The sequence below is a fragment of the Crossiella cryophila genome (genome assembly GCF_014204915.1).
GTDB classification, from domain to species: Bacteria; Actinomycetota; Actinomycetes; order Mycobacteriales; family Pseudonocardiaceae; genus Crossiella; species Crossiella cryophila.
On sequence record NZ_JACHMH010000001.1, the window covers coordinates 4,573,642 to 4,589,254 of the forward strand.

The 15,613-nt window shown below is 72.0% G+C and carries 18 protein-coding genes; 14 read left to right on the forward strand and 4 right to left on the reverse strand.

The window, feature by feature from the left end; genetic code table 11:
* Positions 1–7: 7 nt before the first annotated feature.
* Positions 8–766 carry an SDR family NAD(P)-dependent oxidoreductase gene (locus HNR67_RS20545; protein WP_185003863.1) on the reverse strand — a complete coding sequence of 253 codons (759 nt, stop codon included), beginning with the start codon at positions 764–766 and terminating at the stop codon, positions 8–10.
* Positions 767–933: 167 nt separating this feature from the next.
* Here HNR67_RS20545 and HNR67_RS20550 point away from each other — a divergent pair, with 167 nt between their 5' ends.
* Genes HNR67_RS20550 through HNR67_RS20575 form a run of 6 tightly spaced genes read left to right on the forward strand, consistent with a single transcriptional unit; the run spans position 934 to position 5,319 of the window.
* On the forward strand, positions 934–2,007 hold the full coding sequence (locus HNR67_RS20550) for an NAD(P) transhydrogenase subunit alpha (RefSeq protein WP_185003864.1): 1,074 nt from the start codon (positions 934–936) through the stop codon (positions 2,005–2,007).
* Entirely contained in the window at positions 2,004–2,294 is a 291-nt protein-coding gene (locus HNR67_RS20555) for an NAD(P) transhydrogenase subunit alpha (protein WP_185003865.1), read from the forward strand. Before HNR67_RS20550 ends, HNR67_RS20555 begins: the two co-directional genes overlap by 4 nt.
* Positions 2,291–3,664 (forward strand): NAD(P)(+) transhydrogenase (Re/Si-specific) subunit beta, encoded by a 1,374-nt coding sequence (locus HNR67_RS20560; protein ID WP_185003866.1) that lies wholly within the window; start codon positions 2,291–2,293, stop codon positions 3,662–3,664. Before HNR67_RS20555 ends, HNR67_RS20560 begins: the two co-directional genes overlap by 4 nt.
* A gap of 11 nt (positions 3,665–3,675) precedes the next feature.
* The gene (locus HNR67_RS20565; protein ID WP_185003867.1) at positions 3,676–4,488 is read left to right on the forward strand and encodes a class I SAM-dependent methyltransferase; all 813 of its coding nucleotides are present in this window, start codon (positions 3,676–3,678) and stop codon (positions 4,486–4,488) included.
* A gap of 44 nt (positions 4,489–4,532) precedes the next feature.
* Positions 4,533–4,865: a hypothetical protein gene (locus tag HNR67_RS20570; RefSeq protein WP_185003868.1), complete on the forward strand. Its 333-nt coding sequence runs from the start codon at positions 4,533–4,535 to the stop codon at positions 4,863–4,865.
* Between the two features lie 13 nt (positions 4,866–4,878).
* Complete coding sequence (locus HNR67_RS20575; RefSeq protein WP_221489987.1) at positions 4,879–5,319, forward strand: MarR family winged helix-turn-helix transcriptional regulator; 441 nt, start codon at positions 4,879–4,881, stop codon at positions 5,317–5,319.
* 848 nt (positions 5,320–6,167) lie between these two features.
* Here the strand turns inward: HNR67_RS20575 and HNR67_RS20580 are convergent.
* Positions 6,168–6,851, reverse strand: a complete 684-nt coding sequence (locus HNR67_RS20580; protein ID WP_185003869.1) for a DJ-1/PfpI family protein — start codon at positions 6,849–6,851, stop codon at positions 6,168–6,170.
* Positions 6,852–6,966: 115 nt separating this feature from the next.
* On the opposite strand from HNR67_RS20580, the gene HNR67_RS20585 reads away from it, so the two are divergent.
* Positions 6,967–7,923, forward strand: coding sequence for a DUF3048 domain-containing protein (locus tag HNR67_RS20585; RefSeq protein ID WP_185003870.1), 957 nt, complete (start codon positions 6,967–6,969; stop codon positions 7,921–7,923).
* Between the two features lie 121 nt (positions 7,924–8,044).
* A complete protein-coding gene (locus HNR67_RS20590; protein WP_185003871.1) occupies positions 8,045–8,221 on the forward strand; it encodes a hypothetical protein in 177 nt (58 codons plus the stop codon).
* A 26-nt stretch (positions 8,222–8,247) separates the two neighbouring features.
* Here HNR67_RS20590 and HNR67_RS20595 read toward each other — a convergent pair whose 3' ends face one another.
* On the reverse strand, positions 8,248–9,648 hold the full coding sequence (locus tag HNR67_RS20595) for an aminotransferase-like domain-containing protein (protein WP_185003872.1): 1,401 nt from the start codon (positions 9,646–9,648) through the stop codon (positions 8,248–8,250).
* Between HNR67_RS20595 and HNR67_RS20600 the strand changes: the two genes are divergently transcribed.
* Positions 9,647–10,600, forward strand: a complete 954-nt coding sequence (locus tag HNR67_RS20600) for a DMT family transporter (RefSeq protein WP_185003873.1) — start codon at positions 9,647–9,649, stop codon at positions 10,598–10,600. The genes HNR67_RS20595 and HNR67_RS20600 overlap by 2 nt on opposite strands.
* A 160-nt stretch (positions 10,601–10,760) precedes the next feature.
* Here the strand turns inward: HNR67_RS20600 and HNR67_RS20605 are convergent, their stop codons facing one another.
* Entirely contained in the window at positions 10,761–11,183 is a 423-nt protein-coding gene (locus HNR67_RS20605; protein ID WP_185003874.1) for a Rid family hydrolase, read from the reverse strand.
* 91 nt (positions 11,184–11,274) lie between these two features.
* On the opposite strand from HNR67_RS20605, the gene HNR67_RS20610 reads away from it, so the two are divergent.
* From HNR67_RS20610 to HNR67_RS20630, 5 genes are read left to right on the forward strand one after another with little or no spacing between them, the layout of a single operon-like run.
* Positions 11,275–12,201, forward strand: a complete 927-nt coding sequence (locus HNR67_RS20610) for a GlxA family transcriptional regulator (protein ID WP_185003875.1) — start codon at positions 11,275–11,277, stop codon at positions 12,199–12,201.
* Between the two features lie 10 nt (positions 12,202–12,211).
* Entirely contained in the window at positions 12,212–13,345 is a 1,134-nt protein-coding gene (locus HNR67_RS20615; protein ID WP_185003876.1) for a sensor histidine kinase, read from the forward strand.
* The gene (locus HNR67_RS20620; protein ID WP_185003877.1) at positions 13,342–14,526 is read left to right on the forward strand and encodes a hypothetical protein; all 1,185 of its coding nucleotides are present in this window, start codon (positions 13,342–13,344) and stop codon (positions 14,524–14,526) included. The genes HNR67_RS20615 and HNR67_RS20620 overlap by 4 nt, the downstream gene beginning before the upstream one ends.
* On the forward strand, positions 14,508–15,167 hold the full coding sequence (locus HNR67_RS20625) for a DNA-binding response regulator (RefSeq protein WP_185003878.1): 660 nt from the start codon (positions 14,508–14,510) through the stop codon (positions 15,165–15,167). The genes HNR67_RS20620 and HNR67_RS20625 overlap by 19 nt, the downstream gene beginning before the upstream one ends.
* Positions 15,164–15,568, forward strand: coding sequence for a RidA family protein (locus tag HNR67_RS20630; RefSeq protein WP_185003879.1), 405 nt, complete (start codon positions 15,164–15,166; stop codon positions 15,566–15,568). Before HNR67_RS20625 ends, HNR67_RS20630 begins: the two co-directional genes overlap by 4 nt.
* Positions 15,569–15,613 lie beyond the last annotated feature (45 nt).

The window sequence follows — 15,613 nt, forward strand, 5'->3', positions numbered from 1 at the left end:
TGAGTCCTTACCAGTTCGGGTGAGCGGACATTCCGCCGTCGACAACGAGATTCTGCCCGGAAATCCAGGACGCCAACCGTGAGGCCAGGAACACGCAGGCGTTGCCCACGTCCTCGGCCTGCCCCAGGCGGGTCAGCGGCGCGGCCTGTTCCCACCGTGCCACACCCTCCGGCCACTGCTCGGCGAGTCCGTCCCGGTGCAGCAGGCCGGGGCTGACCGCGTTCACCCGCACCCCGAGCGGCCCGTACTCCAGCGCGGCGGCCCTGGTCTGCATCAGCAGCCCGGCCTTGGCGGTGCTGTAGTGCGCGTGCCCGAACGCGGGCTGACTGCCCTCGATCGAGGCGATGTTGATCACCGAACTCCCGGGTTCCATGTGTTTCACCGCGAGGCTGGTGGTCAGGAACACCGCGTCCAGGTTGGTGCCCAGCACCTCGCGCCACTGCTCGAAAGTCATCTCCGGCAACGGTTGCACCGGTTGCACGGCCGCGTTGTTCACCAGCGTGTCCAGCCGTCCGAAATGGTCCACAGTGGACTCGACCAGGTGGCCCACCTGCTCGGGCGACAACAGGTCGGCCGGCAGTGCCAGTGCCTCCGTGCCCAGCTCGCGGAGTTCGGCGACCAGCGCGTGCGCGGCCCCGACACTGGCGCGGTAGTGCACGGCCACCGCGGCACCCGCCTCGGCGAAGCGCCTGGCCAGTCCGTGGCCGAGGCCGCCGGCCGCGCCGGTGATCAGGACGGCGGTGCCGGAGAGATCGGGAAGGGTCACGAACCGACCGTATCGGCTACGGCCGTCCGAGTGGATCCGGTTGCCCTCAGTGATCGCCGACAGGCCTGGAAGTCGCTGACCAGGGGGGTTCTGGCGGTCGTCAAGGGTCAATACGGTGAAGAGCACAATGTGGTCCAGATCACCGTACGTCCGTTACGGTTGGCCGCGTGAAGGTCGGCGTACCCGCAGAGTCGCGGGCCGGCGAACGCAGGGTCGCCTGTCTTCCAGGGACGGTTCCCCTGCTCACCGGCGCGGGACTCACCGTGCTCGTGCAGTCCGGCGCCGGCCACCATGCCTGCGCATCCGACGATGACTACCGCGCCGCAGGCGCCCAGATCGCCGACGACCTCGGCGCGGCCGACCTGCTGATCGGCGTGCAACCCCCCGATCCCGCCGACACCCGGGCCGGGATCACCACCGTCAGCCTGTCCGCGCCGGCACCGGAGGCGCTGGAGGCGTTGCGGGACAAGGGCATCACCGCCTACAGCCTCGCCCTGCTGCCGCGCATCACCAGGGCCCAGGGCATGGACGCCCTGTCCTCCCAGGCACTGGTGGCCGGGTATCGGGCGGTTCTGCTCGCCGCGGAACGACTTCCGCGCTTCCTGCCCATGTTCACCACCGCCGCCGGCACCATCGCCCCGGCCAAGGTCCTGGTGCTGGGCGCCGGGGTCGCCGGTCTGCAGGCGATCGCGACCGCGCGCCGGCTGGGGGCGGTGGTCTCCGCCTACGACGTGCGCGCCGCCGCGGCCGAGGAGGTGCGCAGCCTGGGCGCCAGATTCCTCGAACTCGACCTCGGCAGCCAGGACGGCGCGGGCGGCTACGCCAAGGCCCAGTCCGAGGATTTCCTGACCAGGCAACGGGAACTGCTCACCACCGCGGTCGCCGCCGCGGACGTGGTGCTCACCACCGCGGCCGTGCCGGGCAAACGCGCGCCGGTGCTGGTCACCGCGGACATGGTGGCCGGGATGACCCCCGGCTCGGTGCTGGTGGACCTGGCCGCGGAATCCGGCGGCAACTGCGAGCTTTCCGTCGCCGGGCAGGAGATCCGGCACGGCGAGGTGACCGTGCTCGGCGCGCTCAACCTGCCCAGCGGCATGCCCGCGCACGCCAGTGCGCTCTACGCGCGCAACATGGCCAACTTCGTCCGGCACCTGATCGCCGACGGCGAGCTGCGCACCGAAGCCCTCGACGACGAGATCCTGGGCAGTTGCCGCGTCACCGGGACCAGGGAGGCGACATGACGGGCGAGATCAGTCTGCTGACCATCTTCGTGCTGTCGGTCTTCGTCGGGTTCGAGGTGGTCTCCAAGGTGGCCGCCATCCTGCACACCCCGCTGATGTCCGGCGCGAACGCCATCCACGGCGTCATCCTGGTCGGCGCGATCCTGGTGGCGGGCAAGGCGGAGAGCACCGTGGAACTGGTCCTCGCACTGCTCGCGGTGGTCTTCGCCACCGTCAACGTGGTCGGCGGTTTCGTGGCCACCGACCGGATGCTGAGCATGTTCAGCGGCAAGGAGCGCAGGCGATGAGCCAGGACCTGGTGCACCTCGTCTACCTGCTCGCCGCACTGTGCTTCATCCTGGCGCTCAAGGGATTGAGCACACCCCGGCACGCCCGCACGGCCAACCTGGTCGGCGCCCTCGGCATGGTGTTCGCGGTGGCGATCGCCTTCGGCGACGGCCGGATCGGCAACGTGGGCTGGATCCTGGCCGCCATCGCACTCGGCGTGATCATCGGCATCCCGGCAGCCCGCGCGGTGAAGATGACCGCGATCCCGCAGATGGTGGCCCTGTTCAACGGCGTCGGCGGCGCGGCGGCGGCCCTGGTCGCGCTGACCGAATTCCTTGCCACCACCGGGAACGCGGGCATGCGCGCGGCCACCGTGTTCGGTGTGCTGGTCGGCTGCGTCAGCTTCTCCGGCAGCCTGGTCACCTTCCTCAAACTCCAGGAACTGATGACCACCCGGCCGGTGATCCTCCCTTATGGACGGTCCACCGCGATCGGCGTCTCGGTGCTGTGCCTGGGCTTGGCCGTGGCCGTGGTGCCCACCGCCTCCACCGCGCTGGTGATCACGTTGTCGGTGGCCGGATTGCTGCTCGGCGTGCTGTTCGTGCTGCCGGTGGGTGGCGCGGACGTGCCGATCGCGATCTCGCTGCTCAACGCCTTCACCGGCCTGGCCGTGGCCGCCTCCGGCTACGTGCTCGGCAACACCCTGCTGATCGTGGCGGGCACCCTGGTCGGCGCCTCCGGCACGCTGCTCACCCGGATGATGGCCAAGGCCATGGGCCGCTCGCTGACCAATATCCTCTTCGGCGCGTTCACCCCGGCCGCGATCGGCGGTGACGGCGGACCGGCCGAGTCCAGGACGGTCCGCACCGGCACCCCTGAGGACATCGCGATCATGCTCGGCTACGCCCGCACCGTGGTGGTCATCCCCGGCTACGGCCTGGCCGTGGCCCAGGCCCAGCACGTGGTGCGCGAACTCGCCGACCTGCTCGCCGGGCGCGGCGTGGAGGTCGCCTACGGCATCCACCCGGTCGCCGGGCGGATGCCGGGGCACATGAACGTGCTGCTGGCCGAGGCCGATGTGCCCTACGCCCAGCTCAAGGAGATGGAGGAGGTCAACCCGCGGCTGGCCAGCACCGACGTCGCCCTGGTGATCGGCGCCAACGACGTGGTCAACCCGGCCGCCAGGGACCAGCCGGAGAGCCCGATCTACGGCATGCCGATCCTGGACGTGGACAAGGCCGACTCGGTGGTCTTCCTCAAACGCTCGATGCGGCCGGGGTTCGCCGGGATCGAGAACGAGCTGCTGTTCAACCCCAGGACCACGCTCCTTTTCGGTGACGCGAAGGACTCGCTGAGCAGCCTGGTGACCGCGGTGAAACAGCTCGCGTAAATTCACCGCCCATGATGGTTGCCGCCCGGGAGGCGTCGCTGGGCCCGATCCACCTCGGGCGGCTCACCGTCGACGCCGGCCGGGTGCCCGACGGCCGCACCAGCTACCAGGTGCTCCGCGACACCGTCACCGGCCGCCGCCGGATCCTGGACCTGGGCTGCGGCGACGGCCACCTGCTCGACCTGCTCGCCGGCGACCGCCACCGCCGCCTGGCCGGGATCGACCTCACCGAGGAACCCCTGGCCCAGGCCCGCGAACGACCCGCGCTCAGCCGCGCCGCGCTCGCCCTGGCCAGCGCGCACGAACTGCCCTTCCCGGCGGACAGCTTCGACGCCTGCGTGTCCCACCTGGCCCTGGCCCAGCTCACCGACATCGACCGGGTGGCCGCCGAACTGGCCAGGGTGCTCGAACCCGGCGGCGTGCTCGCGGTGGTGCTCGGCGGCGCGGCCGTGCCCGGCACCGCCTACGAGGTGTTCAACGACCTCACCCGCTCGGTGCTGGACGAGGTGCCGGCCGACCGCAGGCAGCCCGTGCTCGGCGACCGCCGCACCCGCACCAGGGCGGGCCTGGACCAGGTGCTCGGCGCGACCGGCTTCGGCCCGGTGGACTGGCGCACCATCCGCCTTGACCTCACCGGCACCCTGGACGAGGTCTGGACCCGCATGATCGAGATCTACGACCTGGACCCCCTGGACCCGGCCGCGCTGGCCACCCTGCGCCGCTGTTTCGACCACACCGTCACCGTGCTGGCCGACGGCCGGGTGCCCTGCGCGATGAACCTCCACCTGGCCGTGACCTTCGCCCCCCATAGTTTCACTGGGTGAGCAGGAGGGTACGCTCCGCAAGCAAGCTGGAAACGGGGTGAGCTGTGACCAGGCCAGAGCAGGCCGAGGACGATCCGGAACTGATCGTGCTCGCCGCCCTGCGCGACGCCGGCTGGGTCTTCCGACCCTGGGTGGAAGCAGGCCACACCCTGGGCCTGGCAGGCTCGTTCACCGACCGCGACTACACCGACGCGGTCTTCATCGCCGACCGCGACGACGCCCGAGCAGTCCGCCTACTGGCCGACCAACCCGGCGCCAAGGGCGGCGTGGTCTGGGACTTCTCCGGCAGCCTGCGCGAAGTAGTGGCGGAACTGATCGCCCTGCCCGCCCCCCACACCCGCCTGGCCCCGCAGCTGGTCATCGCCAAATGGCCGTGATCCATACTTGGGTATGGCCGAGCAGCCGACGGTGGCGGACTCCACCACCCTGATGCTGGTGACAGTCGGCCGCCTCCTGAGCCGCCGAGTAGACGAAGAACTAGCCACCCAAGGCCTCACCCTGCGCCACCTCGGCGCGCTGGGTCACCTGTCGCATCGGCCTGATCTGTCCTATTCGGACCTGGCTCGTCGGGCCGGGGTCACCACGCAGAGCATGCATACGACGGTGCGCGCGCTGGAGGAGCAGGGGGCGGTGGTGCGGGTGCTGGCGGGGCATGGGCACGCGGCTCGGCTGGAGATCACCGAGCATGGGCGGGGGATGCTCGCGCGGATGGCGGAGGCGGCGGTGCGGTTGGATGAGGAGTTGTTGGGGGAGTTGAGCGCGGAGCAGGTGGCGGGGTTGCGGGCGGGGTTGGCGGCGCTGGCGACGGTGCCGCGGCGGTTGGGGCTGTGATCGCTTGACCGGGGCGCGCTCGCAGACGGCTCGACTCGTCTGCTGGTTCGGCTGACGGCTCGGCTCGCCTGCTGGTTCGCCCGCTCACCCTCCTGCTCGCTCGCCCGCCCGGTTGTGCTTGTTGGCTGCGGTTCTGGCTGTCTACCGACCGGTCGGTAGTGGCGCTGGCTGCCGTATCTGCTCACCGACCGAACGGTTGGTTGGGCTGCTGACCACCGTTCCGTTCGCCGACCGAATGGTTGGTTGGCGTGTTGGTCGCTGTTCCGCGCGCCGACCGAACGGTTGGTCGGGCGGCTAGCTGCCACTCCGCTCGTCGACCGACCGGTTGGTTGGGACGCAGACCGTGATCCCGCTCGTCGACCGAACGGTTGGTCGGGATGGTGGTCGCTGTTTTGCTCGCCGACCGAATGGTTGGTAGAGGTTGCTGACCGCTGTGCTGCTTGCCGACCGAACGGTTGGTTGGGGTGCTGGCGACCGTTTCGCTCTTCGACCGAGCGACCGAGCGACCGAGCGACCGAGCGACCGAGCGACCGAGCGGTTGGTTGGTCGGGTGTTGATCGCGGCCCCGCTTGCCGATCGACCGGGCGGTGGGGGTGTTGACCGCTGCCTCGCTTGCCGACCGAATGGTTGGTTGGGGTGTTGACTACCGCCCCGTTCATCAACCGAACGGTCGGTCGGGGCGTTGGGGACTGTTCCGTGTGCCGACCGAATGGTCGGTAGGGGCTGCTGATCGCCGCCCCGCACGCAGCACGCAGCACGCCGACCGACCGGGTGGTTGGCGCGCGTGACCCTCGGCCGACCAGTCCCAGCGGTCGCGATCCGCCGGGGCCGGTCACCGAGTCACCCGATCACCCGGTGCGCGCCGCCACCGAGAGCAGGTTCCGCAACTCCGCCCGCATCGGCTCGAACTCCGCCATCGACGCCGCGGTCAGTTCCGGCCCGGCCAGTTCCGGGCTGCCCGTGCCGAACGGCGGACGCGGCGCGAACTCCAGATCCAGCTCGGTCCGCCGCGCCACCTCGACCCCGCGCAACTCGGCCAGCACCTGCAACCCGGCCTCGAACGAACCGGTCACGGGGCCCGCGGTCCACAGGTTGCCGTCGCGGACGACCTGGCCGCCCTCGACCGGGATCGCGCCGATCAGCGGCAACATGTCGGTGAGGTGGAAGTTCGTGGTGGCTCGTTTTCCGTTGAGCAGGCCGGCGAGGCCGGGCAGGAAGGTGCCGCCGCAGATGGCGATCACGTGCTTGGCGCGGCCGGCTGCCTTGGCGAAGAAGTCGATCACCTCTGGGTCGCCGAGGACCTCGCCGCTGATCGCGCCGACGGCCAGCACGTCCAGGTCCTCCGGGCAGTCGGCGAAGGTGGTGGTGGGGGTGGTGGGGAAGGTCGGCAGGCCGATGACTGGCTCGCGGTCCTTCCACAGCAGGTGCAGTTCCACGTCCGGCTGGATGCCGAGCACGGTGTGCACGCCGAGGATGTCGCACACGAAGTAACCAGGGGAAACGAGGATGCCAACGGTGAGTTTCTTGGGCAAGGAGTCCTCCGGGGCCGACGGGATCTATCAGTCAGACTGTAAGTTAGCCTGAAAGTGGAGTCGCTGGCACCCCCTGAACTCGCTAGCCTCGCGGCACCGGCTTCCGGGAGGTTCCGTGCGCAGACTGACCGTCCCGATCCTGCTGCTGTTCGCCGTGGCGGCCTGCTCGGACCCCGCCCCGCCCGGACCCGGGTCCAGCACGACCAGTGCGGTGACCGAGGCGCCCTCTCCACTCACCGGACTGCCGGTGGCCGCCGGCAAACCGGTGCTCGCGGTCAAGATCGACAATCTGGCGGCTGCCCGGCCACAGACCGGGCTCACCCAGGCCGATCTGCTCTACCTCGAACCGGTGGAGGGTGGGCTGACCCGGTTTGTCGCGGTGTTCAGTTCCCGGCTGCCTGCCTCGGTCGGGCCGGTGCGCAGCGCCCGGGAGACCGATCTCGAACTGCTGCAACACTTTCAGCGACCCGCGCTGGCCTACTCCGGTGCGGCGGCCGAGGTCGCGCAGCGGGTGGCCGCCGCACCGCTGATCCCGGTGCCGCCGGACAAGGCACCCGGCGCGTACACCCGGGACTCCCGGCGCAGCGCCCCGCACAACACCTACGCCGATCCGGCGAAGCTGCTCGCCGCCGCTCCCGGCGCGGGCGCGGTGCGGGACATCGGGTTCCGGTTCGGGCCGGCGCCCGAGGGTGGTGCGGAGACCTCTCAGCACGTGGTGCGTTATCCGGCCGCCGTGGTCGCGCTGGACTACAACCCGCAGGACCAGCGCTGGCGGGTCGGCCTGGACGGCGCGCCGCTGGCCGCGGCCGAGGGCGGGGCGGTCAGCGTGCGCACCGTGGTGGTGCAGAAGGTGATCGTGCGCAGCTCGGGTTCGCAGGACAGCCGGGGGAGTGGGTCGCCGTTCGCCCAGACGGTCGGCTCCGGTGACGTGACCGTGTTGCGGGACGGGCGGTCCTACCCGGGCCGGTGGTCACGCCCCGCCGCCGACGGTGGGACCACGTTCACCCAACCGGGCGGTCAGCCGCTGCCCTTCGCTACTGGACCAATCCTGGTGTTGCTTGTACCAGCATGAACCGTGTGACGCAGCACCTATGAGGCCGATCGGGCGATGACTGGCCGGTAACTCCAGGCTGGCGGGTAGATGTGTTGTCCGGCAAAGGAAGTCGGGGCGGCCGGTGGAGGATGGGTAGGTCGTGATGCAGCACAGTGTGGCCCAGCAGGACGGGATGGCCACCCGCGAGGAACTCCTGGCCGCGGCCAGGAAGGTGGTGGAGTTGTTCGTGCCGGACACCATCGCCGAGATGCTGGACGAGATCCAGCACCGCGCGCACAACCCGGCCGTGCCGACTCAGGCCACGGCCCGGGACTGACCGGATCTCGTTTCCGCGCAACGGTTTCAGCGCAACGTCGCGTAGGCGGCCGCGAGCCGCCGCACCCCCTCGCCGAGCACCTCTGGCGCTGCCGCGCCGAAGGTCAGCCGCAGGTGCGGGGCCGGTGGTTCGGCGGGGTACCAGGGTCGGCCGGGGAACACCACGACGCCGTGCGCGGCGGCCGCGGTGGTCAGTGCCTGGTCGTCCACGCCGTCGGGCAGCCGGGCCCACAGGTGCAGGCCGCCGCGCGGTACCACGGCCAGGGTGAACTCGGGCAGGTGCTGGGCCAGCGCGGACAGCAGCGCGTCCCGGCGGGCCAGCAGTTCGGTGCGCAGGGTGCGCTGGTGCCTGGCCCAGGCCGGCGAGGCGACGAACTCCAGCGCGGCCTCCTGTAGCGGGCCGGAGACGAAGAAGTCGTCGGCGACCCTGGCGCTGCGGATCCGCGCGCCCGCCGCGCCGCGGGCACCGATCGCGGCCACCCGCAGTCCGGGCGCGCCGGCCTTGGTGAGCGAGCGCAGGTGCACCACGTGGCCGTGGAGGTCCTCGGCGACCAGTGGCGGCGGGTGTTCGCCTTCCAGGACCAGGTCCCTGGCCCAATCGTCCTCCAGGATGAACGCCCTGGCGGCGCGGGCGGCGGCGAGCACCTCGGCGCGGCGGTGCGGGGCGAGGATGGCGCCGTGCGGGTTGGCGTAGGCGGGCTGGCAGTAGAACACCTTGGCGCCGGTGCGCTCGAACGCGGCGGCCAGCAGGTCGGGGCGCACGCCGTCGGCGTCGACCGGCACGCCGACCACGCGCAGCCCGAAGGTGCGCGCGGCGGCCATCACGCCGAGGTAGGTCGGGGCCTCGACCAGGACGGTGTCGCCGGGCACGCACAGCGCGCGCAACGCGGTGCCCAGTCCGGACTGGCCGCCGGGGCAGACCACCATGTCCCCGGCACGCAACGCGCCGCCGGCCTGCCGGGCGAACCAGGCCCGTAGTTCGACCCGCCCCTCCACTGGTCCGCGTTCCCAGGCTGAGGGCCGCCGGGCCGCCCTGGACAGGGCCGCGCCGAGCGCGTTGACCGGTTGCAGGGAGGCGTCGAGGTAGCCGGCGGTGAGCGCGATCAGTTCGGGGCGGGGCATGGCCAGGAGTTCGGGCAGCGCGTCCTCGCCGGAGCGGCGTTCGCCCAGGGCCACCGCCTGCCAGGACAGGTCGGCCACCTCGGTAACGCCGGTGACGCGGGCGGCCACGTAACTGCCCTTGCCGGGCCGCACCTCGACCAGGCCCTCACTGGCCAGCCGGCGAATCGCCCGTTGTGCGGTGACCGGCGAGATGTGGTGCCTGGCCATGAGATCCCGCACTGACGGCAGTCGCGCGCCCGGCGCGGCGGCAGTGACGTGCGCCCGCAGCTCTTGGATAACACGACGCGCGGCGTTATCGTCATTCATGAGGGACAAGAGTAACGTTATCGGCAAGAACCGGATAACGGGCGGCTTCCTGCTCGGCGCGCTGGGCGTGCTGGCCTTCAGCCTGTCGTTGCCGCTGACCCGGCTCGCGGTGGCCGAGCTGAACCCCTGGTTCGTGGCCTTCGGCCGGGCCGCGGTGGCAGGCACGCTGGCCCTCGGCTATCTGTGGATCACCGGCTGGCAGCGGCTGAACCGGGCCCAGGTCAAGCGATTGCTGCTGGTCGGACTCGGTGTGGTGGTCGGCTTCCCGCTGTTCACCTCGCTCGCGCTGACCGTGCAGACCGCCTCGCACGGCGCGGTGGTCATCGCGGTGCTGCCCGCCGCCACCGCGGTCTGGGCGGTGCTGCGCGCGGGCGAGCGGCCGACCCGGCGGTTCTGGCTCTCCAGCGGCGCGGGCCTGCTCGCGGTGCTGGTGTTCGTGGCCACCGCGGGCGGGCTCAGCGGCGGCTTCGAGGTCGCGGATCTGTTGCTGCTGGCCGCGGTGGTGTTGTGCGGACTGGGTTACGCCGAGGGCGGCGCGCTGGCCCGCGATCTCGGCGGCGCGCGCACGATCTGCTGGGCCCTGGTCGTCTCACTGCCGCTGACCCTGCCCGCCACCGTGCTCGCCGCGCTGCCGATCGTGCCCGGCGCGGTGAGCTGGCAGGCCTGGGCGAGTTTCGGCTACGTCAGCATGGTGTCGATGTTCCTCGGCTTCTTCGCCTGGTACGCCGGACTCGCCCGCGGCGGGGTGGCCAGGGTCGGTCAGGTGCAGCTCGCCCAGCCGGTGCTCGGCCTTGGCTGGGCGGCGTTGCTGCTGGGTGAGGAGATCGGCGTGTTCACCGCTGGCATGGCCGTACTGGTGCTGTTGTGCGTGGTACTCACCCAAAGGAGCCGTGCGATTACTCCTTCGGTGCGGGTCGATCGACCGTCACCACAGGTGGCACAACGGTTCTAGGGTTGCTCTCAGCGGGTGGGGAGCGAAGAGGCGACTGGGGGTTTTCTTCGCCGAGAGCCGCTGAGACGTCGTGGGTCCGGGCGGGACGCACGACGAGACGGCGGCGGTGTCCGCGTGTGCCCTTGGCGAAGGGCGCACGCGGCACCATCCGCGGGGGTGTTCAGATCCGGGCGATGAACTTGATCTCGACGAGCTGTTCCGGGAAGGCCAGTCCGGTGGTGCCCAGGATGGTGCTGGCCACCTGCGGGTCCTCCCGGCCGTAGGCGGCCTTGCGCACCGGGCCGGCGACCGCGAAGGCGGCCGGGATGTCGAGCACGTAGACCACCTCCTCGACCACGTCGGCCAGGCTGGCGCCGAAGCGGCCCAGCAGTTCCGCGGCGTTGGCGTAGGCCTGGCGCATCTGCTCGCCCATCGCGCTGAAATCGGTGATCCGGCCGGACTCGTCCACCGGCGCGGGCGCGTGGAGGTCCGGGCCGCGGTGGCCGAGCTGCCCGGAGAGGTAGATCGTGTCGCCGTGCTGGACCGCCTGGACGTAGCCGTAGCCGCTTTCCCACGGGACACCGAAGGTTTCCGTCTTTCGCATGCCCCGAACGCTATTTCCGGGCCGAAGCCCTCACCAGCGGTGATGCGGCCACAGACGGAAAGGATCGTGCCAGCCCCGGTAATCTCGGCCCATGGTGCCCGACACCGGCGAGCTGACCGCGGCCATCCTGGCGATGCCCCGGCTCATCGCGCTGGACCTCAGCATCCCGGCGCACATGCTGGGCAGCCACCCCGGCTACCGGGTGCTGATCTGCGGCGCCGACCCGGTCGCGGGCGTCACCCCGACCCATGACCTCTCCGCCGCTGACGAGGCCGACATCCTGATCGTGCCGGGCTACGACGACCCGGAACTGCCGCTGCCCGCGGCGTTCCTCGACACCGTCCGCGCCGCCGCCGACCGCGGCGCCAGGGTGGTCGCCATCTGCACCGGCGCGTTCGCGCTGGCCGACGCTGGTGTCCTCGACGGACGGGAGGCCACCACGCACTGGCAGTTCCTGGACCGGCTCCGCGAGCTGCACCCCGGGGTGCGGGTGCGGGAGAACCGGTTGTTCGTGCAGGACGGGCGGATCCTGACCTCGGCCGGCGGTGGCGCGGCCATCGACGCCTGCCTGCACCTGATCAGCGCCGACTTCGGCGTGGCAGCCGCGGACGAGGCGGGCAAGGGCGTGGTCGCCGCACCCGCCCGCGGTGGCGAGCAGCCGCAGTACGTCGAGGCGCGCACGCCCGCGCGGGCGGATCTGTCGCCGACCAGGGACTGGGTGCTGGCCAACCTGGGCGAGCCGATCACCGTGGCGCGGCTGGCCGAGCGCAGCAACCTGTCCCGGCGGACCTTCGTCCGGCACTTCGAGCAGGAGACCGGGCTGCCGCCGATGCGCTGGGTGACGCTGCAACGACTGTTCGGCGCGCGCAGGCTGCTGGAGCGCTCGGACTGGCCGGTGGAGCGGATCGCCGCCGCGACCGGGTTCGGCACCGCGGCCAACTTCCGGGTCATCTTCCGGCGTGAGGTCGGCCTCACTCCCAGCGGCTACCGGCGCTCGCGGGTGGCTCTCAGGGGCTAATCTGCTGAACATGGAGGGCAACCGGCCGGGTCCGGCCCCGGACTGGGCGATCGAACGCGAGTTCCGCCGCTCGGCCCTCCGATTCTCCTTGCTTGTGCGCACAGTCGTGCTGGCCTGCGCCGGGGTGCTCGCCCCGCTGTCCGCGCCGGAGAACCTCACCGCCACCATCGCCGCCGTCCTGGTGGTCAACGCGTGGAACCTGGTGCTGTGGCGGGCGCGGGGGCGCTGGGTGTTGCCGGTGGACCTGGCGGTGCTGACCGCGTTGTGCCTGGCCCAGGGGCAGATCGAGCCCGCGGCCGCGCTCTCCGACGGGACCAGCTGGGTGCTGGTCATGGTGTCGGTGGTCGCGGTGAGCTGGCAGTGGCGGGTCCCGCCCGCGCCCGGTGCGCTGGTCGCGGTGGTGCTGGTGCTGTTCGTGGCCTACTCCTTCGGGGTCGCGCTGGTCGCCGACTGGGAGACCGGGATTCCCTACGGGCTCTGGCTCTTCGTCGAGGCCGGACTGGCCAGGCTGCTGTTCGTGCTGGTGTGCCGGGGTGCGCGGGCGGCCGACACGGCCACCGCCGAGGCCGCGGCGGCCGAGCGCGCGGCCGAGGTCGAGGCGGCCCGCAACCGCGAGCACCGCGAGTACCTGGCCACCCTGCACGACACCGGCGCGGCCACCCTGCTGATGGTCGGCATGGGCGTGGCCGACCGCCCCGAACCCTGGCTGGCCGAACAGGCGGCCAGGGACGTCGCCGCGCTGGCCACCCGCCCCGAACCCGACCACGAACCGGTCCAGCTGGCCGCGATCCTGGTGCGGGCGGCCGAGGCGGCCCCGGTCGCGGTGGACGTGCGGTTCGAGTACCAGCCGGTGGTGACCGCGGCGGTGGCGGCGGCGCTGGAGGGCGGGGTGGCCGAGGCGTTGCGGAACGTGCACCGGCACGCCGGGGTGGACCGGGCGGCGCTGGTGGTGACCGGGGACGCGGCGCGGGTGGTGGTGGAGGTGCGGGACTCGGGGGCCGGGTTCGCGGTGGGGGAGACCTCGGCGCAGCGGCGCGGGCTGACCGGGTCGGTGGTGGCGCGGATGGACCGGGCCGGTGGGCGGGGGAGTGTGCGTTCGGCGCCGGGGGAGGGCACGACGGTGCGGTTGGAGTGGCCCGGGTGAGGCGGGGCGACGGGGCGGAGTCGGCGCGGCCGGACCGCGCGGCGGCGCGCGCGGGCGATGCGGTGGCGGGGCCGGATGGTGCGGCCGCGCGGCCGGGTCGGCGGCGGGGCACGGCCGCGGTGTACCTGCGCGGGCTGCGGCTGGCCACCGTGCTGATCACCTTCGCCGGGCTGTTCGGCCTGGCCCTGCCGGTGATCGTGGCGCACGCCGAGGTCTACCGGTCGCTGACCCTGGAGCTGGTCGCCTTCGGCATCCTGCTCGCGGTCGCGGTCTTCTGCGCCGTCCGCGCCGATCCGGGCCGCTGGCGCTGGCCGCTGCTGGTCCTGGTGTTCGGCGCGGCGCTGCTCGCGCTGACCGGGGTGCCGCCGGAGCTGATCGTGAGCCGGGCCGAGTGGTCCTTCATGCTGCTCGGCTGGTTCGGCGTGCTGCTGTTGCTGGACAAGGGGATCGGCGCGGTGCTGGCGTTCCTGCTGGTGCACGCGGTGATCAACGTGGGGCAGCTGGTGCTGGTCGGGCAGGCGGACCGGGCCGCGCTGGTCGGGCTGCTGATCGCGGGGGTCACCGTGTTCGGGTATCAGCTCGCGGTGGCCTTCGCCGCCGGGATGCTGCACCGGATCGCCAGGGTGGCCGCCGAGACCGCGCGGGCCGAGGCCCGGCGGCGGACCGCGGCGGTGATCACCAGGGAGCTGCAGCGTGATCACGAGGAGCGCTACGCGGCGCTGTCCCGGACCGCGTTGCCGCTGCTGGTGGACCTGGCCACCGGGCGGGCCGATCCCGGCGAGGAGCGGGTGCGGCGGCTGGCGGCGGTGGAGGCGGCGCGGATGCGGCGGCTGTTCGCCGAGGGCGATGACGTGGACGATCCGCTGCTGCACGAGCTGGCCGCCTGCATCGACAGCGCGCAGCGTGGCGGGGTGAGCGTGCAGCTGGCGGTGCGCGGGCCGCGGCCGCCGCTGGACCTGGCGGTGCGGCGGGCGCTGACCGAACCGGCGCTGGCCGCGCTGGTGGCCGCGGCCAGTACCGCCAGGGTGACCGTGGTCGGTTCGGCTAACGCCGTTACGGTAAGTGTGGTCGCCGACGCGCCGGAGCCCGTTCCGGTCGCGCAGGCCGACGGGGTCGTGGTGACGAACCTGGTGAACGCGGATCGGGTGTGGGTGGAAGCCAAGTGGCGAGCGCAGAACTGATCACCGCGGTGGTGGTGGACGACCACCCCGCGATCGTGGCGGGGGTGCAGGCGTGGTGCACCCTGGCCGACCCGCCGATCGAGGTGCTGGCGACCGGGCCGACCCCGGCCGCCGCCTGGACCGATCCGGGTGCCAGGGCGGACGTGGTGGTGCTGGACCTGCACCTCGGCCAGACCGCCCAGCCCGGTTACGGCGACCTGACCAGGCTGGTCGACGCGGGCCGCCAGGTGATCGTCTACACCATGCGCGACGACGCGGAGACCGCACTGTCCTGTGTGGACATCGGCGCGTTCGCCTACCTGACCAAGGCCGAGGGGCAGACGCACCTGGTCGCGGCCATCCGGGCGGCGGCGAACAACCTGCCGTACACCCCGCCCGCACTGGCGGGTGCGATCGGCGCGGACACCCGCAGCAGCAGGCCGAGGCTGGCCCCGCGCGAGGAGGACGTGCTGATCGAGTGGTTCACCTGCGAGTCCAAGGAGATGGTCGCGCAGAAGCTCGGGCTGTCCGCGCGTACCGTGAACACCTACATCGACCGGGTGCGGATCAAGTACGCCAACGTGGGACGGGCTGCCCCGACCAAGGCGGCGCTGGTGGCCCGCGCCATCCAGGACGGCCTGGTTGCCTTGGAGGACCTGTGATCCAGCGTTGGAACCCCTCGGTCATCGGACCGCCGGTGGGTCAGTACAGCCACCTGGCCAGCGCCCCGGCCGATCACGAGCTGCTGTTCGTCTCCGGCCAGATCGGCTCCCGGCTGGACGGCACCATGGCCGCCGACGCCGAGACGCAGTCCCGCCAGGCGCACGAGAACCTGGCCGCCCTGCTCGCCGAGGCCGGTGGCGGGCCGGAGCACCTGGTGAAGATGTTCACCATGGTGGCCGGGACCGAGCACCTGCCCGCGGTGCGCGCCGGGCGGGTGGAGCTGTTCGAGAAGTGGTTCCCGGAGAAGGACTGGCCGGCGCACTCGCTGATCGTGGTGGCCGGTCTGGCCGCGCCGCACATCCTCATCGAGGTGGAGGCGGTCGCGGCGATCCCGCGTTAGCCGCGCTGCCCGATTCGTGCCGTTTGGTGAACATCAGGTGCTGAA